This is a genomic window from Curtobacterium sp. VKM Ac-1393 (assembly GCF_015350995.1).
Taxonomy (GTDB): domain Bacteria; phylum Actinomycetota; class Actinomycetes; order Actinomycetales; family Microbacteriaceae; genus Curtobacterium.
The window spans coordinates 662,607-679,457 of record NZ_JADKRW010000002.1; the positions used below are offsets into that span (position 1 = coordinate 662,607).

Consider the following 16,851-nt stretch of genomic DNA (forward strand, 5'->3'; position numbering starts at 1 on the left):
TGGACTACTGGTACGTGACCAGGGAAGGCGTCGGCGTCACTTCGGACATGGTCTGCGCCGGCGTCAGCATGGGCGTGTCCTCGTCGTAGAAGTTCTTCCACCCCCAGTGCAGGCCCTCGGGAGCGCCCTGGTGCAGCGCCTTCCACGTCGCCTGCTTGTCCGGCTGCGACCCCTGCCCGTCGACGTGCACGAGCATGTCGAGCTCCGGGTGGGTCTTCAGCTCGGACCGGTCCTGGATCATCGAGAGCCGGAACTGGTGCAGCACGAGCGCCTTCGGCGGCAGCCCTTCGTCCTTCACGAGCGCAGCCAGCCACGAGGACACCTCGTTCACCTCGGACGCCGACACGCTGCCGATCTGCTCGAGCGGCACCTGGTCCTTCGTCAGCCGCCACTCCGGGTCGAGCGCGAGCCACACCCCGGGCTTCTTCAGCAGCGACTCGTACTGCTTGGCCTGCGACAGGAAGTCCGAGCGGCCCGGCTGCAGGTCGATGATGACGGGCATGTCGGCGTCGTGTGCCGCGTCGACGTAGGGCTCGAGTGCCGACACCGGCAGCTCGGTCGAGTAGTCGCCGTCCGCGCCGGCATCACCCGCGGCGACGGTCGCGATGACCTCCATCGCGGGCGTCACGAGCTCGTCGGACTCGGCCCGGTACGGCTTCGCGACCTGCTCGGCGCGCTTGACCGTGGCCTCCGGCCCCTGCTCCCCGAGCACACCGAGCGCCGGCGCGCCCGGAGCCCCGTACAGCGCCACGTAGCGGTGCCCGTCGAACGGTCGCTGGCCGCCGTTCCGCAGCTGGAAGCCGCCCTCGGCCGCCCGCACCGTCCACTCCGGGTCCTGCAGCGCATCGAACGCCGCACCGACCAGGACGGTCTGGTGCTGCTTCCGCTCGTGCAGCGCCGTCACCACGTCGGGTGCGGCAGCCGGGTCGCTCACGCCCTCCGGCATGGTCACGACCTTCGCCCCTGCGGCCTTCGCGGTCGCCACGGCCGCAGCGTCTGCGCTCGCGTCCGCCACCACCACGGTCGCCTGCCGGGAGGCCCGGCTCGACTCCGGAGCGTCGCCACCCTCGGGCGCCTTCCGCTGTTCGACGTCCGTGTCGACCGACACGTCACCCTCGGCCTGGTACCAGTCGGCCCCGAGCCGATCGAGCTCGCCGGTGACGGCCGCGCTGGCCTTCGCGCCCTTCGCGGTCAACAGCACCGGGACGTGGGCGCTCGCCGCAGCCTTCGCGGCATCGCTGATCGCATCGGCATCGCCGGCCGTCGCCACGATCGCGCCGGGAGCACTGGCGAACAGGGCCTTGCTCACGCGCACCGACCGGGCTGCGGCGTCGGACGCATCGGCGACCGTCACCGTCGTCGCCGAGGCCTTCGCGAGGGTCGGACGGCTCGTGTCCGGCCCGCTCGACGTGCACCCGGCGGCTCCGAGCAGCAGTCCGGAGACGGCGATCGCGACGAGGACACGAGGGGTGGAACGAGAACGCATCGGGCCACCCTACGAGCCACGCGGAGAGGTCCCTGGGAATCCGACGGGTGTCGTCTCGTAGAAGGGAGGCATGCCCCACCACCCCGACGACCACCCGCTCATCGGAGCCGTCCGGTCGCCCGAGGTCCACTGCATGACCCTCAACGTGCGGCGGCGCGTGCCGCGACCGCCCGCACACCCGGACGCCTGGGAGCGTCGCCGTGATGCCATCACCGCGCTCGTCACGTCCGAAGCGCCCACCGTCCTCGCCGTCCAGGAGGCCCTCCCCGCGCAGGCCGCGGACCTCACCGCCGGTCTCGGGTCGGGTTGGGAGCCCGTCCTGGTCGGGCGCGGCGCGCGCGGCGGTGGGGAACAGGTCGGGCTCTTCCTGGACCGCTCCCGCCTCGACGTCGTCGAGCAGCGCACCTGGGCGCTGTCCCGCACGCCGAACCGTCCGGGATCCCGCTCGTGGGCCACGTCCTTCCCGCGGCACGCCGTCGGCGCCGTCGTCGACGACCGCGCGACCGGCGTCCGGTTCGTGGCCATCGCGACGCACCTCGACGTCGCCTCGCCGTGGGCCCGCCTGCGGTCCGCCGAACTCCTCGGCCGGATCGTGCGCCAGCGCGGCCTGCCCGCCGTCGTGATGGCCGACTGGAACAGCCCGGCAGGATCCGCACCATGGCGAGCACTGGCGGACGCTGGTGTCGTCGACAGCTGGGGGCGGGCCTCCCGGCAGACAGGGGAGCCGTACGGGACGTACCCGCACTACCGGAGCCCGCGTGTCGGTGGCCGGCGCATCGACGGCGTCCTCGTGACGCCCGACGCGACCGTCGAGCGAGTCGCCGTCTCGAACCGGCGGCCGGGCGGGGTGTGGCCCTCCGACCACGCGGCCGTCCACGCAGTCGTGCGGTGGGCGTCGTGATCCGGACGCTCGGGCCGACGTTCCTGCGGCCGAGGTTCCTGGTGGCCGACGTGGTGCGCGCCCTCACGCTCGTGAGCCTGGTCGTCGCGAGCATCGGGTGGGGCGGGACCGCGCTGCCGGTGATGGCGCTGTCGCTGCTCGGGGTCGTGGTGCCACGGATGCTCGGGCTGCGGCCCGCGTTCGACCTGGCGGTGTGCGTGCTCGTGCTCCTCGCCGGGTGGTCGAGCGTGCTCGAGTGGTACACGACGGTCTTCCTGTGGGACAAGTTCATGCACGTCGTGCTGACCGGGCTGCTGGCCGCCGTGCTCTACGTCATCGGCGCCGATCTGCGCGCGGTGCCGGCGCCGGACGGGGAGCGCCGGGTCGTCGTCGCGATCCTCGGGCTGTGCGCGGGACTCGCGATCGGGGCGGCGTGGGAGATGGGGGAGTGGCTGGGGCACAACTTCGTCGACTCGGCGATCTACGTCGGGTACGACGACACGATCGGGGACCTGGCGGCGGACGGGGCCGGTGGGTTGCTCGTCGGGCTCGGGTTGCCGTGGTTGGCGGCGCGGCGTGAGGTGGTGCGGGCGGGGTGAGCGTGCGCGCGTGCTCGTTGTCTTTGCTCGTGGTCTTTCCCCGTTCGGTGCTCGTTCGGTGCGACTCGCCGTGGCGCGGAGGGCGTCTGACGTCCGCTATGCTGGACCGGTCGCTCGCGCTCCGGTCGGACGTGGGCGAGGGTCCTCCGGGATCTTGAGTTCTCCGGAACTCGCGGGCTGTGGCGCAGCTTGGTAGCGCACTTGACTGGGGGTCAAGGGGTCGCAGGTTCAAATCCTGTCAGCCCGACCGAGGGGTCGTCGTAGTTAGTGTGTTAAGAACTCGACGGCAACAAGAAGGCCCTTACCGATTTGCTTAGGTAAGGGCCTTCTTGTTGCGCGGAGGCGGACCGATCCGGGCGGAGCAACCCGCTCATTGCGCCGTTCGGTGCGCTCGGCGACCGTCCCACCCGTTGACGGCCGTTTTCGTGCGCGCCGGAGCGCCCCGAAAGGACGAGATCAGCGCCGGAACCGGGTTCATCAGGTTCGACAGCGGTGCGCCGGGCGTCTCACTCGGAGAGCGGCATGGATCGAATGGGCGGCTTGCGCCTTGGGCGTTCCGAAACGACGCGGCTGAGAGTCTGTAGGTCGCGAATCGTGGAGATGCGCTCCCTAAGGATCAGGTCCGAAGCGGTGTTCGTGAAGTCACTCGAATCTCTGCTTTCCTCCGCGCAGCCTCGGCTTTCTTCTCTCTGCGTCTGGCGAGTTCAACCTCGTCGGGAGCCCCGCCGGGCAGGGTCGCGGTGTAAGAGTTGGCGTACTTGCGGTCGCGGACGCGCTGGATGGGTGGCGCGAAAGGGCCGCACCATGGCTTCCCACCAGAACCGCAACCTGAACGAGCGCCGCCGCGAGATGCAGATCGTCCTCGACTGGCTCGACCTCAACGGCCGCGGCGTCGGCGAGCTCTACGACCACCTCCTCGCAGGCCCGGGCGACAAGCGGCAGTTCCGGGCCCTCTACCGCGTCGAACCGTTCCTGGACGAGCCGGACGTGTTTGCGTTCCAGATCGCCATCATCCGCAAGCTCCGCACCGATGCAGACTTCCGGCGCTGTGCCGAGCAGCACTTCCTCATCCAGTACGACCGCGACGAGGCCGCAGCCACCGCGCAGGCCGGCCTTGACGACGACTGCGCTGAGCTCCACCGACAGCACTGGGGAGATGACCCCAACGCCATCGACGCGGGACGGCGGCTGCTCTCGCTCCTTTTCTCAATAACGGGGACGACGTCCTCAGCGACACGATCGACTACAACGCTTGATGGTCTGCCTACGCCGCCGACTACCTGGCACGGTGCCTGTCGCGGATCCGCGAGTGGGAGCACGAGTGGAGAGGCCGCGCAGCGCAGCGGCTAGCGATCCCGAGGTTTGACGATTGGCTGCGCGTCACTGACCGGTACCCGCCCGACCTATCGGCTGCGCGCCGGAGCCGTCACCGCTCACGCGCGGGGCTCGGCTTGTTCCGATTCACCCAAGCCGTCCTCCGCCATCAGCGTCTTGATCACACTGTCCAGCTCAGTCATGATCGACTCCCACTGACCCGAAACGCAGCCGGGCGGGAGGATCGGCAGCGGGCAGCGCTGCAACGTGTGCACGGCGACGTCGGCAACGCCGAGCACGAAACCGACCTGATTGATGACTTGCTGACGCGGCAGCTGAAGCTCATTGTCAACCACGAGCTGACCTAGGCCAGGAACGCCACCGTGCGCGATGGCAGAGAGTGTCGAGTACGGCGTCTTCGGGTCGAGCTGGGGCCACTTCTCCTTCGAGATGTCCGCGATGGCTCGCGAGACAGACCAGTCGAGGCCGGGGACTTGCAACTCGTCGATACCTTCCTGGATCGCCTCGAGGTACTGCTCCTGCGTCAGGGTCGGTCGACCGGGCCGCTTTGACCTGAAGCGCGCCTGCTTGCCGGAGTCGCGGACGTCCTTGCGGAGGACGTGCAGTGCGCGTGCTCGCACAGCGTCCGGGGTCTCGCCGACGCTGATCCAGTGCAGTCTCGCGAAGTTCTCCATCGCACCGCGTGCGACGGTCGCCGTTGACGGGCCGATCCGAAGGTCCGTGATCGCCAGGCTCATCGTCCGAGCGTGGTCGGCGACTGCTTTGAGGCTCAATCCGACAACCTGGGAGGGCATCTGGTCCGGGTCGACCGGTTCAATGACCGGCCCGCTCGGGCTGTGGGCCGCACGGTCCAATCGACGTGCACCGAGCTCGATGCCACGCCACACTCTCCGCGCGAGATTGCGTAGTTTCTCGTCAGTGACCGATGACATCGCCGGTGAGAAGGACGTGGGTCACGTCCGAGTCGCGTTCGTCGTGCAGCACCGCTGCGGTGAAATGGTCGGCGCCGAGCCCAAGCAGGTGCTGGGTCGGAGCTCAATGGTCGGGAAAGTCCGGCCGCCACTCGTCATGGAGGGACGCGTGTACCTGGCTGTCGATGCGACCGATGACGACCCCGATGCGCTCACTCCTGAGAAGCTCGTTAGACCAGCTCCGATGGCGCCCGCGCGGCACCGGATTGATCCGGTCAGAATCCACGTGGACAACCGCGACCTGGCCAGCGATTGGCTTGGCATACCGAAGCGCCCGGTTGACTTAGCGCAGACCCGGCGGCGACGTGCTGTAGGCCCAACGTCGACGACCAACCGCGGCGCCTCGACCATTTGGTCTTTCACAAGACATATCGTAAGCCTTCGCGCTGCGATATCTGACTAGTCCCGCTTGCCAATCCGTTTTCGTCACCCGACTACGGCGTCAACGAGACCGCGCTGCGTCGACAGCCGACCGGCTTTCGAACACCGACACCAGCGGTTCTGCAGCCGCCGACGACGCTGTTCTCCTTGCACTCGGGAGCTGCTTCGGCCCTGTCTCGCAATCGACCACCATGATGCAAGAGCCACCGAACTCTTGCGAGATACGGCTGCGAGACGGTGAACGCTGGGTCTGCTCCGGGGGAGTGGGTCGCGCTGCGCTCAACAGCCGACGTCACGGACTGAATCGGTACTAAGAACGACTGCGCCTTGCACTTAGGTCCGCAACGGGCGCGAGCGACGCGTCGCGAAGATCGGCCGTGCTCCGAGAGTGCACAACTCCATCGCCCTGGATGGCGAACGTTACGATCCCGAGCATCAGGTCTTGGACGTCTTGCGCCCGGACGTCGAGAAGTCGGGCGATCTCTGCGAAGCCCTGACTGCGGCTACGCATGTCGCTCATGACTTGAGTGAGGAGACTAGACGACTCGGAACGCAGATCCGACCCTGGCTCACCGCGGCGGAAGCCAGCCATCGAGAGCTGCTTGGCAAGCGTGCTGTACGTCCAGTCGGAGATGACGCCGAGCCGGTGAGCGCGCAGGTTGAGAGCCATCGCACTGACGCGCCAGCGGCGCTTGAGCATCAGCACGTCCTCGAGCATCAGGTTATTGCCGTGAATGGCGCCGATGACGTCGGAACGCGGCATCAGGAACGAGCTGGCGAAGTCGTTCGCCGCTTGCTCCTTCTCCTTGCCGGGTTCCACGTTGAGCGACCCGCCATGCATGACGAGATGCCCCAGTTCGTGCGCTAGATCGAACCGGAGGCGCTCGGCGGACTTGTGGACGTTCAAGAAGATAACTGGGGCTAACCCATGGCGGAACGAGAAGGCGTCGATCGCCTGCAGTGGGCCGCCCGCCGAATAGACCTTGGCCCCCTTCGACTCCAGGAGCTGCAGCAGGTTCCTGATGGGCGCGACGCCCAGTCCCCACGCACCGCGAACGGCCTCCGCGGCTTGTTCCGGCGCGAGCTCGTCGTCTGAACCAATCAGATCCTGCACTTCAGGGACGGTCGGCGCAGGCGAGTGATAGGTCGCCTCGATCCAATCCGACAGCTCGATGGCGAGTGTCGACAGGCTCCGCGCCGTCGCCTCATCTTTTTTTGCCAGCTTCGATGTCGCACGAAAATGGAAGGCGTCGGACGGCGGCTGGGCCTTGACCGGGCGGTAAAAGAACTCGACCGGGAAGTTCAGGACGCGGGCGAGCTCCCGGACGAGGTCAGGCCCCGGAGTCTTCTTGACGTTCTCGATCTGTGAGATCCAGGGTGCGCTAATGCTCGCCGCTACCGCCAGGTCGGTAGCTGTCATCTGCCGAATGGCACGAGCCATCTCAAGGCGCGCCGGAATGAAGGCAATGCTCATCGTGAAGAACCTCGTCCCGTCAGCGACGGGCGATGGTGAAGCCAGTGCCCTCGTCATCGGCCTCGTCCTCGTCGAACGAGAATGCGCCGAGCGCGAGATCGAACGGCGGGAAGATGATGCGGTCGAGCCAGCTGTCGATCTGCTTGCCGGCCATCGACTTCGGACGGGACAGCTCGAGGTACACCATGCCGTCGCGCTCGTTGTAGAGCAAGATCCAGAGGTACTTGACCTCGATTTCAGCGCCGTCGTCCGTCTGCTGGCCGAACAGCGCGCCCTGGCCGTTCTCATCGACGCGCTTGGCGAAGGCGGAGCCCTTCGGGTTCTTGGTGCTGGGCGAGGTTCCCCAGGGCACGCCTGTGAACTCATCACCGCTGCTCGTGATCAACCCCATGTTGAGGTCGGTCTGCGAGAAGTAGGGCAGGTTCTGCGGGTTGGAGCGCTTCCAGTCGAGCTGTAGCAGCATCAGCTGCTCGTGCATGAACTCGACCGTTCGGAACCAGCGCGTCATGTTCGGCGCGGACTTCGGGGCACCCTGCGAGAAGGTGCGGCTCTCCGCTGCACCGACGGCGACGGCGCGCTCGAACACCTCGGCCGTGAGGCGCATCGGGGACAGGAGGCCAGCGAGCTCCTCGCGGGTCCTCGGGGTGTGGATCGCCATGTGCAGTTCCCTCTATCGCGGCCGGTGGGATCTTCAGGCTAGCGCACCGAGTGAAAGAATTAGCACTTCCAGTCAGGCTCGGCGTGTCGCAAGCGGGGGTCGGAAGCCGTGGCTCGTCGACCAGGATTACCGTGGGTACGATAAGACCGACCTGGGGCCGCGATAGTTGGTCTAACGATGCTCGCCGAGTCGACCACGCGGAACACCATGCGGTCGCCTTCGATACGGCCCGGAGGTAGCGAAAAACATTTCTGTCCTAGACCGTGCCGAGCTAGACCCCCGACCTCGCCCAGGGTGTCTTGCGGTGAGGTGCTCCACGGCGGTGCGCCCGATCCGGAACCGTTGTACGCCTTACGCGACGAAGAAGCTGCTGAGGATGTGCTCTTCGGTGTCCAGCCCTCGCAGGACGGCCAGTCCGACGGCGTGCGGCCCGAGGTGGAAGATGTGCGCGGACCAGCCTGGTGTGGAGAGGCCTGCGTTGAGTCGTTCCCGTCGGAAGCGTCCCCGTTCGTCGGGGAGTGCACCGGTGAACGCGGACATCTCGTGACGAAACATCGTCCAGAGCTGTTCGAGCACGCGGCGGTGCCGTTCGTCCGCTGTGCTGATGGCAAGAGGGAGGAGAGTGGTCGTACAAGAAGACCTCCACCGGTGGGTGGAGGTTTCGATGGGAGCAATAGATCGCCCTGTCCGGCAGTCGATCGCTAGCTGAGACGGAACCTCAGGGCAGTGCGCGCTCCCAAGCCTCGAGCCAAGGCGGCGCATCGCGCAGGTCGGTCGTATCGAGGGAGTGTGTCGCCGCTCGGCGTGCTTCGGTGCCGGCATTCAGGGCAAGCGAGGCCGGCACAGCATCGAACAGCGGAATGTCGGATCGGCTGTCTCCGACCTGCCGGGATCGCGCGTCGGGAAGACCTGATGTCATTGATCCGGCATGATTGAGCGATGATCACCGTCGTCCCGGACACGAACGCGCTCTTCGGGCACGACTGGATGACGTCGGTCGCGGGCAGGAACCTCGTCGATCTCGTGAAGTCGGGCAAATGCCGGGTGGTGCTGCCTCAGGTCGTCGTTGACGAACTCGATCGGCAGGACCGTAATACCCTCAGGTCGAAGCGTGATAAGGCCAAGAGCGCGCTGAGCGAGGTCGGCGACGACATCAGCGCGATTACGATCGACGAGGCTTTCGACCGCCTTGGTGCGAAGACGGATGCTTCGCGCATCAGGCTGCTCGCAACGAGCGGCGTGAGCGTAACGTCAGTCCCCGCGGATCGAACTCGGGCGCTCGTTGATCGCGATCTCGCGGCGCGCCGACCGTTCATGGAGACCCTCGGCGGCAAGAAGTCCTACGGCTTCCGCGACGCCGTGATCTGGGAGATTGTCCTGGACGTGTTGGAGGAGGACAAGGACGCGATCGCGGACACCGTCTTCTTTGTGTCGGCGGACAAGGGGTTCATCGACGACGACGTTCCGAAAGAGTTGCATCGGCACCTGCTCGAGGATCTCGACGCACGAGGCATCGCCCGGGATCGGGTGGCTCTGGTTGAGAAGGTCGCAAACGTCGTCGAGGACGTCCGTGCGGCGGCCGCCGAAGCCGAGGCACTGGCCGCCGAAGCACGAGCCGCGTCGGCGCCAGCCGATGACGAGGCACAGGGGTTGGCGTCTCTGCTTCGCGGGTACGCGTTCGACGCTTCTCGTCGAGCGGAGCTGGTTCGCGTGGCGACGGAAGCTCTCGACGAGCTGGTTGGCCAGCCGATGGACGAAGAACTGACCTATGGCGGCGACTACGGTCTGCCGGACTGGGTACAGTTCGAGCTTCCTGCGATTGGAGGGGACCTTTCGATTTACGGGTACGACCTCGAGTCCGATTTCGAGTTCGATGCACCGGACGGCGATACCGTCACGGGCCGTGCAGACGTGGTCCTCTCGATCGAAGCGGGGGACTTGTTCGGCGAGTCCGACGAAGTTCGAGCGCGGGTCACCGTCGACATTGACATCGAAAATCCTGCGGCGTTCCAGGTCACCTACATCGTCCTTGAGGACAATCCGAGACCGTCGCGACCGGCTGATCCGACCAGCGCGCAGCTCGACTTCGAGCTCGACTCCGAACCAAGCGGCGCTGAGGTTGACCCTGATCGCGGAGACATCGAACTCGATCCAGACCCCGGAGACCCTCGTGACGCTGTCTGACCTCGCCGCGGATGCGGTTGCAGTGCTAGCCGCGACCCGCTGGCCGATCACCGATGCGCCGGCGCACGTGCCAGCGAGACAGGGCCTTTACGCGAACTACGGCGACGAGCAAGCGCACCGAGAGCTGAGCCTTTTCGAGGACGCCGAGGCCCGCAGCGCGCCGGACCTCCCGATCTACGTTGGTAACGCCGAGACGAGCTTCGTGGAGCGCGATCTGAAAGACCACTTCGCGGCGATACCTGACGCTACAGCCAGCACGGGCAAATCCACCGTGCGAAGGTCGTGCGGTGCGCTGCTGCTGGACCGGCTCGACTTGCGCGGCGTGCCGCGGAACCTGGAGATCCCGGGGTATTTCGACAAGTATTCGCTGGCGGGCGATGGCGACGCGCAGCTCACGGCGTGGATGCACGCGCACCTCTCGCTCGCGGTCTGGGCGGCACCGGTGCAGATGCACGTGAAGCTCGTTGACGTCGAGTCTGAGCTCATCCGGCACTTCACGCCGGTGATCAACATCGACAAGAACTCGCGGAAGCTCGCGCGGCTTTCGGCAGCGTGCAAGGCGATGAGTGCCGAGGCGAAGGCGTGGCGGCCGGCCGCACAGGCCGCTCGCGGAGCGGAGCGTGACCAGTGAACGGCTCGCGCGGGGACGCCGAGCGTGAGCGGCTCTACGCGGCGCTCCTCGCCGAGGAGGTCGTCTTTCGTGTCGCCGAGGCGAAGACGATCATCCCGGCGACCAAGGGGTTGCTCTCGGTGACCGCGGCACGGGTCATCTACACCTCGAAGCGGCGCAGCTGGACGGCTGACCTGCGTCAGGTGGCAACGGTGTCGCTCACGCGCGAGGGGTCACGAGGCACGATCCGGATCACGTCGGCCTCCCACGTTGAGGTGTTCAGCGCGAGATGGGACACGGCGAGTGAACTGGTGCACGTGCTCCGCTCGCAGCAGGCCGCCGTGGCAGAAGCGTCGTCGTGACGGATCCTACGAAGGGGTACTCGCAGATCGGCTCAACACACAAGAACGGCGACCGGAGAAACACTTGATCAGCGGCCCGTCATCCGGGCCGCGATCCGCGTCGAAGGATAGACCGATGCCCGTCGCGGGATACGGCCTTGTCTTGGGCCTTCGGCGACCACATGGTCTTGAGAATCCGGAGGTTCTTAAGACGGCCCACCGAAACGTATCTGACACCACGAAGAAACCCACCGAGGATCTCGGTGGGTTTCCGTCGTTTCGGCGGCTCTCGTGGGTCGTACGTACAGGGCTCCCTGGCTGCGGCGATCAGCGAACCACTTGTGTGAGACAGAAGCCTTCTCGCAAATGCGTCCTGTCCGAGTCCGACACCGAGGTCGGTGGGCGGACCGGTTATCGAGACGTTTGAGACCAGCACGCGCACCATCGGAATCGTTACGCGAGGATCTTCGAGCCCTTGGTCCGGTTGCAGCGCCAGCAGAGCGTCTGTAGGTTTTCGGGGGCGCTCAGACCTCCTCGTGATACCGGCACGATGTGGTCAACCTCGAGAAGCAAGTGAGGCTCCGCGGCTACTGAGATCTTGCAGTATCGGCACGCGTAGTTGTCCCGACTCTTGATGAAGGTGCGAAGACGGGTCGTCATCAGCGCCCGCTGGCCAGCTGCGGACTTCCCCCAGCGGATTTTCTCGACGAGCACCTGCGACAACGCTTCGAGCGTTGGGGTGTCGAGTCGAATAGGAGCGGATTGTGAACTGTTCCCGCCTGCTGATGTGTATTCGAACCTGTATTTCGGGTAGGGCACTTCGATCGGTGTGAGGTGCGCGCCTAGCTGATTCCAGAACTCTGTCGAAAAGTGCTTGAGGATGAACTGCGGCGGAGCGATCCGGGCAGTCAGATCGGCTTCACGCCCTCGTACGTTGGCAACCGCATCTTCAAGGCGCGCAATGTCTTCTGAAACGCGCTGCACTTCAGCAAGTGTTGCTTGGTCTGCTTTGATCCCGAAGTACTTCATCAAGTACTTGATCGGCTCAATCTTAGCGTTGCGGACGACTTGGAGAGAGGCGTGGTGAACATGCGGGGCAAACTCCGCGACGTGCCGGTCGCGTCGGTTGTTCCACCTTGACTCATTGACGAACCCTGCCAGGTGCGCGTACTGCCCACTTGTGGACGCTCCAAGTTCGAAGGAGCCTTCAGCGCGCATCTCCGACACGTAGTCGACGACAGCGTTGTGCTCGCTCACCAAAGCAGCAACCTCGGCGCGCAGGCCCTTGAAGTGCTCAGACCCGAAGTACCGAGCCTTGCGGATCGATCGCACAATCGGGTTCGCGACGAGCACCAAGAAGAACGCGAACACGCCAAGCAGGAAGCTGCCGGACGTTGCGACGGCAAGGGCCGGGACGACGATGAGCAGCGTGATGAACAGTGCTTTCGGCATGGCTTGGTCCCCCGGTAGATGCTCAGCCGCAGAGGCGACTGACAAGACAGATTGATCACTCTGCCAGTGCCACGCGGGCTGTCGTGAGTACCACTTCGAGGGCCAGAGCTCACCCTCGCCGTGGTACTCGGTGGAATCGGCGGTCGAGCAATCGAGGCCCTCCAGAGCAAGCGTGAGAGCGCGGACGCGGTCAGGCGTTCGTTGCCTGGCTCGCACCGCATCACCAAGGCATCCGAGCAGGACCTTCTGCGACGAGAACGGGCCGAGGCGTGCTGGCGAGGCCGAACTGCTTGCAAGGAACTATCAGGAGGTTTCCCACGCTCTGCGGTCGGGTCGGCATCTGCGCCCAAGCCGGGAGGGTCAAGCGTGCCGCTCGCAAAGCACTGGTGCCGGATGCGGATCCCCTGCGGGGCAGAGGCGCGCTGCCAAGACGGCGTTCGTTGAGCCTCGGCGGGATCGCTCTCGCTCAGCCGACGAGTTCTCGGACGATCGTGCGACGAGTCCGGCGCTTGAACTCAGAATGGCGATGCGATGCAGCAACCGCGAAGGACTCAGCGCTACTCACTCTCCGTACATCCCACGGCCCCATCACGTTGCAGCCTCGGTGCCGAGTAGCGCAGCAGTCCGGTAGTCGAGCACTCAACGGGCGTGAGCGAGTTAGCTCCTTGGCAATGAGAGCCAGACGACGAGGAGCCGGACGAACTGCTCGCATCGCGCTGGCCGCTGCACTCACCGCCTGCATCGCCTGCTTGGTCGTCGGGATTGACAAGGTCGTTTCGTCGACCGGATCAACTTGGCTCGCCGTCTTGATGTTCGTCCTGGCCGCTTCGGCGGGGTGGCGCATGACGATCTACTTGCGGCTTCTCAGACGGTCTCGGTAACCGATCGGCGAACGGGTGGAGGGGTAGCGCTGTACGCGCTCGGAAACACCCATCATGATTGGCAACGGGAGAGAGTGACGGGGGAGTGGTGTGACCGAAGTGTCGGGCAGTGGGCCGGGAGGAAGACGACGGGTGGGCGGGGTTTCCGTCGTCCTCGCGATCGCGGCGCTGGTGGCCTTGTTGGTGGCGTTCGTGCCGTACTTCCTCGGCGGTCTCCTGGCCGGCTACGGGCAGGACGGCGGCGACGGTGGTGACGGCGGCGGTCCCGGTGGGTTCGCTGGCTACGGAATCGTCGCGATCGTGCTCGGTGTCGGGATCCCCGGGTGGGCGCTCGTTTGGGGCATCGTCGACGTGCGGCGGACTCGTGGAACACCGGGTGCAGCGCTCCTGGTCGGAGCTGTGGCGCTGGGTATCGCTCTCTGCACGATCGTCCCGGGGTCGGTGACGATCATCCGGACCTCGGTGCGGCTGCAGGCGACGTACGAGCGGGAGAACCCGCGGTCAGAGGTGCTGGCGACGGCGAGAGCCGAGGCCCGAGCATCGGAGAGCGCGGCCTCGCCGGCGGGTCGGGCTGCGGAACGCAACGCTCCCGCGCGCCGGGCCGCGACGAAGCAGCGACTCGACGCGGTGAGCCAAGCCGTACTGGATGCGCTGGCGATCACACCGGACGACATCGTCCCGGCGGGGCAGCCACTGCCGACGGGGTCGGCCGCGGCGCGGTCTGTCCGCGTCACACCGTCAACGGGGCACTGCGATGCGGGATACGGTCCGAAGGCGGGCGTGTTCTACCGGTGGGACCTCTTCCTCGATGATTCCGTCGACCCGGTCCGCGCCGCCGCGGCAGTGCGGGCAGCGGTCGAGGCGACCGTGCCGGGTGCTGATCTGCAGGAGCAGAAGGTCGATGCCAGCTCGAGCCGGCTGGAGTTCACGGACGACGTGTCCGGGTCTCCGGACTTGCACGGAAGCTTCACGTGGGGGGACGGCATCGGCTCGACCAGCCGGATCGTCGCCCTCGACACGGCCTGTCACTGAGCGCGTTGCAGTGCGGCACCCGGACCGCGGTCAGCGCAGGTTCGGCGGTCCCTGGTGCTTTGCGATGATGACGAGCCCGTAGATGCGTGACCACACGTACGCGATGATCGCCACGCCCAATCCCACGAGGCCGATCGCCCCGAGCGCGGCACTGTTCAGGTGAGCGGCGCCGTTGATCCCGAACGCTCCGCCGCCGACGACCGCCGCGATGAACGCGACCATCTGGATGCGGAGCTTGAACTGCACCCGTTTCTTGTGTTCCCCGACCGCGATGATGTCCGACACTGTGTCCCCCTCGGTGGCAGACCATCCGCCCCAGGGCGATGCTAACCCGCGGAGCAGCTCAGCACCGACCCATCTGACGCCGACTCTTCGGCTCGAACGGGTCGTTGCAACGGGTGGTTGTTCTGCCATGCTCATCTCATGTCCACAACGCCGACGACCGATGCGCGGCACGGCGGCAAGCGCCGACTCGGTCCGGTGTCGATCGACGGGCCTCGCCTGGCCGGATGGACCGTGATGTTCGTGGTCGTGCAAGCCGTCGCATCGGCATGGCAGGTCTCGGCGACACAGCCCGGCGTGCCAGACCGTGGGTTCGACTTCCAGTCGCATCCGACATGGTGGCTGGTCGCGATCACCGGCGCGGCCGCGGTGATCGGGTGGCAGCTTTCCGAGCGGCTCGATCGGTCCGCACGGTTCGGCCCGCAAGCTGTCCTGCGATGGACCGTCAGAGTGATGGCCGCGATGACGGTGTTGATCGTCGTCGCCCTGCCCGCCCAGATGCTGTGGGTGGTGTGGGCAGTCCACCACGGGGTGCTCGATCCGATCACGTTGCCCAACGTCGTGCGGACCGTGCGACAGTTCTGATCGCTGACCGATCGTTCACCGGATCGCACTCAGCGATAGCGTCTGCTCATGCGGAACGTCGTGGGCGAGTGTGTCTGGTGGAGTGATGAGGACGGGTGGGGTGCGCTCCGTTCGGACGATGTCCCGTCTGAGGTGTTCGTGCACTTCGCGAACCTGAGCACGGGCGGGAATCACACGCTCCACCCCGGGGATCGCGTTCGGTTCGACGTCGAGCCGTACCCATCGGGGCAGGACGGCTACTTCTTCCGCGCTCACGACGTCACGCCGATCTGAGCCGAGCAGGGACTCCGTCCGTGTGCTGATGGCGCGCCGGGACACCTCTTCGTCGCTACTCCGCGATGGGAACGGCAGCTTCGCGCTTTTCGGTGCGAGCGTCGGTGGTGGCCATCCAGTTGGTGAGCTCGGCGGACAGCGCTGCTGGCGCATCGAGCTGGATGAGGTGCCCAGCTTCCGGGATGAGTGTGACCGAGGCGTGCGGGATGGCGTCGTTGAGTCGACGAGCTCGGTCCGCGGGTATCCAGGTGTCCTCCGCCCCCCAGACGATGTGCACGGGCTCGGTGAGCCTGCCCAACTGCGTTTCGATCTCGGTCGTGAAGCGCTCGTCTGCTTGCGCTATCTGACGGTAGAACGCCGGCTGACCTTCCTCGTCCGACCAGGGATCGACGAGCATCCGCAGCTCGTCGACACGGAGGCCCTTGTGACTGGCGCCGCTGATGTAGGCCTCTACGGCACCTCGGTGCACCGCTGAAGGAAGCTGCTCGAAGACCCGAGCGTGCTCTTGGACGAGCTTGAAGAAGGGTGATCCCCAGGGAGCGAGCGCCACCACGTCGACGAGGCACAGCGATGCGAATCTGGCTCCGTGGAGGAGACGCGCTCGGAGCGCGACGGCGCCGCCGAAGTCATGCGCGATGACGTGCGGCCGATCGAGTCCCCAGTGTTCGAGGAGCGCTGCGAACAGTTCGCCCTGAGTCCCGAGGTCGACAGCATGCGACGGATCCTTGGACGACGTGCCGTACCCCGGCATGTCCCAGAGGTAGACGGTGAACCGCCCGGCCATCGGGAGCGCGATCGGACGCCAGAGCAAGGACGACCACGGCGTCCCGTGCAGGAACACCAGCGCCGGCCCTGACCCGATGCGGTCCCATCGGACAGTTCTTCCACGCCAAGCAAGTTCCTGGGTCAGCTGCCGATCTTCCACCCGTCGATCGTTCCACACACTGGGATCCCACCTCGGAGCGCTTTCCCGCGGGCGGCCGACGCGGTCTGAGGAGCGACCGTTCTGGTCCGCTGTTCCCGAATGCGCAGCGAGATGGTCAGCCGTCCGGTGGTCGATGCCTCACCGGCCGGTCCGCCGTCGAGATTCACCTCTCGGTGCTCCAGTCTCGGAAGCGTGGGCCGACGACCTCGGTGCCAGGACTGGGTAGGAGCGCGCCCTCGCGGAACGCTCGTCCTATCCGGCCCGGGATCGGCAGGAGCGCCGGGATCACCCCGGGGTCGGGCAGCGCCTTCGTCATCGTCCACAGCGTCGTGGTTTCGGGGCCTGCGACCTCGACCTCTCGCGCGGAGCGTTCGCCGACCACGACGTCGGCGATCACCGCTGCCACGGCATCGAGGGCAACCGGGGCGATCGTCATCCCCGGGACCAGCGCGACGGGTCCGAAGCGCATCCGCTCGAGGTTCTGCCGGGCGAACTCGAACCA

Annotated in this window: 18 protein-coding genes, 1 tRNA gene and 1 pseudogene; 11 read left to right on the top strand and 9 right to left on the bottom strand. The window is 66.4% G+C overall.

The genetic code is table 11. The annotated features are described in order from the left end of the window. Positions 1 to 4: 4 nt before the first annotated feature. Positions 5 to 1,486, bottom strand: a complete 1,482-nt coding sequence (locus ITJ59_RS06965) for a hypothetical protein (RefSeq protein ID WP_194650349.1) — start codon at positions 1,484 to 1,486, stop codon at positions 5 to 7. A 70-nt stretch (positions 1,487 to 1,556) separates the two neighbouring features. Between ITJ59_RS06965 and ITJ59_RS06970 the strand changes: the two genes are divergently transcribed. The 4 genes from ITJ59_RS06970 to ITJ59_RS06985 all read left to right on the top strand — a co-directional run bounded on the left by ITJ59_RS06970 (position 1,557) and on the right by ITJ59_RS06985 (position 4,315). Then, entirely contained in the window at positions 1,557 to 2,387 is an 831-nt protein-coding gene (locus tag ITJ59_RS06970; RefSeq protein WP_194650350.1) for an endonuclease/exonuclease/phosphatase family protein, read from the top strand. Beyond that, entirely contained in the window at positions 2,384 to 2,965 is a 582-nt protein-coding gene (locus ITJ59_RS06975) for a hypothetical protein (RefSeq protein WP_194650351.1), read from the top strand. The genes ITJ59_RS06970 and ITJ59_RS06975 overlap by 4 nt, the downstream gene beginning before the upstream one ends. A 173-nt stretch (positions 2,966 to 3,138) precedes the next feature. Beyond that, positions 3,139 to 3,212, top strand: a tRNA-Pro gene (locus ITJ59_RS06980). Between the two features lie 557 nt (positions 3,213 to 3,769). Further along, entirely contained in the window at positions 3,770 to 4,315 is a 546-nt protein-coding gene (locus ITJ59_RS06985; protein WP_194650352.1) for a hypothetical protein, read from the top strand. An 83-nt stretch (positions 4,316 to 4,398) separates the two neighbouring features. Here the strand turns inward: ITJ59_RS06985 and ITJ59_RS06990 are convergent, their stop codons facing one another. Then, entirely contained in the window at positions 4,399 to 5,037 is a 639-nt protein-coding gene (locus ITJ59_RS06990; protein WP_194650353.1) for a hypothetical protein, read from the bottom strand. A 181-nt stretch (positions 5,038 to 5,218) separates the two neighbouring features. Between ITJ59_RS06990 and ITJ59_RS06995 the strand changes: the two genes are divergently transcribed. Next, positions 5,219 to 5,674, top strand: coding sequence for a hypothetical protein (locus tag ITJ59_RS06995; protein ID WP_194650354.1), 456 nt, complete (start codon positions 5,219 to 5,221; stop codon positions 5,672 to 5,674). 288 nt (positions 5,675 to 5,962) lie between these two features. On the opposite strand, the gene ITJ59_RS07000 is transcribed toward ITJ59_RS06995, so the two are convergent. From ITJ59_RS07000 to ITJ59_RS07010, 3 genes are all read right to left on the bottom strand, one after another. Continuing rightward, positions 5,963 to 7,126: a helix-turn-helix domain-containing protein gene (locus tag ITJ59_RS07000; RefSeq protein ID WP_194650355.1), complete on the bottom strand. Its 1,164-nt coding sequence runs from the start codon at positions 7,124 to 7,126 to the stop codon at positions 5,963 to 5,965. Between the two features lie 19 nt (positions 7,127 to 7,145). Beyond that, the gene (locus ITJ59_RS07005; RefSeq protein ID WP_194650356.1) at positions 7,146 to 7,784 is read right to left on the bottom strand and encodes a hypothetical protein; all 639 of its coding nucleotides are present in this window, start codon (positions 7,782 to 7,784) and stop codon (positions 7,146 to 7,148) included. Positions 7,785 to 8,135: 351 nt separating this feature from the next. Then, a complete protein-coding gene (locus ITJ59_RS07010; RefSeq protein ID WP_194650357.1) occupies positions 8,136 to 8,324 on the bottom strand; it encodes a hypothetical protein in 189 nt (62 codons plus the stop codon). 399 nt (positions 8,325 to 8,723) lie between these two features. Between ITJ59_RS07010 and ITJ59_RS07015 the strand changes: the two genes are divergently transcribed. The 3 genes from ITJ59_RS07015 to ITJ59_RS07025 are packed head-to-tail and all read left to right on the top strand — an operon-like array spanning position 8,724 to position 10,940. After that, positions 8,724 to 9,968, top strand: coding sequence for a PIN domain-containing protein (locus tag ITJ59_RS07015; protein WP_194650358.1), 1,245 nt, complete (start codon positions 8,724 to 8,726; stop codon positions 9,966 to 9,968). After that, entirely contained in the window at positions 9,955 to 10,599 is a 645-nt protein-coding gene (locus ITJ59_RS07020; protein WP_194650359.1) for a GIY-YIG nuclease family protein, read from the top strand. Before ITJ59_RS07015 ends, ITJ59_RS07020 begins: the two co-directional genes overlap by 14 nt. Next, positions 10,596 to 10,940 (top strand): hypothetical protein, encoded by a 345-nt coding sequence (locus tag ITJ59_RS07025; protein WP_194650360.1) that lies wholly within the window; start codon positions 10,596 to 10,598, stop codon positions 10,938 to 10,940. The genes ITJ59_RS07020 and ITJ59_RS07025 overlap by 4 nt, the downstream gene beginning before the upstream one ends. Before the next feature lie 432 nt (positions 10,941 to 11,372). Here the strand turns inward: ITJ59_RS07025 and ITJ59_RS07030 are convergent, their stop codons facing one another. Next, positions 11,373 to 12,371 carry an HNH endonuclease gene (locus ITJ59_RS07030; RefSeq protein WP_194650361.1) on the bottom strand — a complete coding sequence of 333 codons (999 nt, stop codon included), beginning with the start codon at positions 12,369 to 12,371 and terminating at the stop codon, positions 11,373 to 11,375. Positions 12,372 to 13,384: 1,013 nt separating this feature from the next. Between ITJ59_RS07030 and ITJ59_RS07035 the strand changes: the two genes are divergently transcribed. Beyond that, positions 13,385 to 14,284 carry a hypothetical protein gene (locus ITJ59_RS07035; RefSeq protein WP_194650362.1) on the top strand — a complete coding sequence of 300 codons (900 nt, stop codon included), beginning with the start codon at positions 13,385 to 13,387 and terminating at the stop codon, positions 14,282 to 14,284. 30 nt (positions 14,285 to 14,314) lie between these two features. On the opposite strand, the gene ITJ59_RS07040 is transcribed toward ITJ59_RS07035, so the two are convergent. Continuing rightward, positions 14,315 to 14,569: a hypothetical protein gene (locus tag ITJ59_RS07040; RefSeq protein ID WP_111086732.1), complete on the bottom strand. Its 255-nt coding sequence runs from the start codon at positions 14,567 to 14,569 to the stop codon at positions 14,315 to 14,317. A gap of 231 nt (positions 14,570 to 14,800) precedes the next feature. On the opposite strand from ITJ59_RS07040, the gene ITJ59_RS07045 reads away from it, so the two are divergent. Both ITJ59_RS07045 and ITJ59_RS19780 read left to right on the top strand, forming a co-directional pair. Then, a complete protein-coding gene (locus tag ITJ59_RS07045) occupies positions 14,801 to 15,151 on the top strand; it encodes a hypothetical protein (protein ID WP_194650363.1) in 351 nt (116 codons plus the stop codon). A gap of 48 nt (positions 15,152 to 15,199) precedes the next feature. After that, the gene (locus tag ITJ59_RS19780) at positions 15,200 to 15,424 is read left to right on the top strand and encodes a cold shock domain-containing protein (protein WP_194650364.1); all 225 of its coding nucleotides are present in this window, start codon (positions 15,200 to 15,202) and stop codon (positions 15,422 to 15,424) included. 55 nt (positions 15,425 to 15,479) lie between these two features. Here ITJ59_RS19780 and ITJ59_RS07055 read toward each other — a convergent pair whose 3' ends face one another. Next, on the bottom strand, positions 15,480 to 16,367 hold the full coding sequence (locus ITJ59_RS07055; protein ID WP_323749430.1) for an alpha/beta fold hydrolase: 888 nt from the start codon (positions 16,365 to 16,367) through the stop codon (positions 15,480 to 15,482). Positions 16,368 to 16,512: 145 nt separating this feature from the next. Further along, a pseudogene (locus ITJ59_RS07060) lies at positions 16,513 to 16,851 on the bottom strand (hypothetical protein); the annotation flags it as partial.

Excerpts from the sequence above, each read along its gene's own strand:
- ITJ59_RS06965 (WP_194650349.1), bottom strand. The coding sequence starts at position 1,486 with ATGCGTTCTCGTTCCACCCCTCGTGTCCTCGTCGCGATCGCCGTCTCC.
- ITJ59_RS06970 (WP_194650350.1), top strand. The coding sequence starts at position 1,557 with ATGCCCCACCACCCCGACGACCACCCGCTCATCGGAGCCGTCCGGTCG.
- ITJ59_RS06985 (WP_194650352.1), top strand. The coding sequence starts at position 3,770 with ATGGCTTCCCACCAGAACCGCAACCTGAACGAGCGCCGCCGCGAGATG.
- ITJ59_RS06990 (WP_194650353.1), bottom strand. The coding sequence starts at position 5,037 with ATGAGCCTGGCGATCACGGACCTTCGGATCGGCCCGTCAACGGCGACC.
- ITJ59_RS07000 (WP_194650355.1), bottom strand. The coding sequence starts at position 7,126 with ATGAGCATTGCCTTCATTCCGGCGCGCCTTGAGATGGCTCGTGCCATT.
- ITJ59_RS07005 (WP_194650356.1), bottom strand. The coding sequence starts at position 7,784 with ATGGCGATCCACACCCCGAGGACCCGCGAGGAGCTCGCTGGCCTCCTG.
- ITJ59_RS07010 (WP_194650357.1), bottom strand. The coding sequence starts at position 8,324 with ATGTCCGCGTTCACCGGTGCACTCCCCGACGAACGGGGACGCTTCCGA.
- ITJ59_RS07015 (WP_194650358.1), top strand. The coding sequence starts at position 8,724 with ATGATCACCGTCGTCCCGGACACGAACGCGCTCTTCGGGCACGACTGG.
- ITJ59_RS07030 (WP_194650361.1), bottom strand. The coding sequence starts at position 12,371 with ATGCCGAAAGCACTGTTCATCACGCTGCTCATCGTCGTCCCGGCCCTT.
- ITJ59_RS19780 (WP_194650364.1), top strand. The coding sequence starts at position 15,200 with ATGCGGAACGTCGTGGGCGAGTGTGTCTGGTGGAGTGATGAGGACGGG.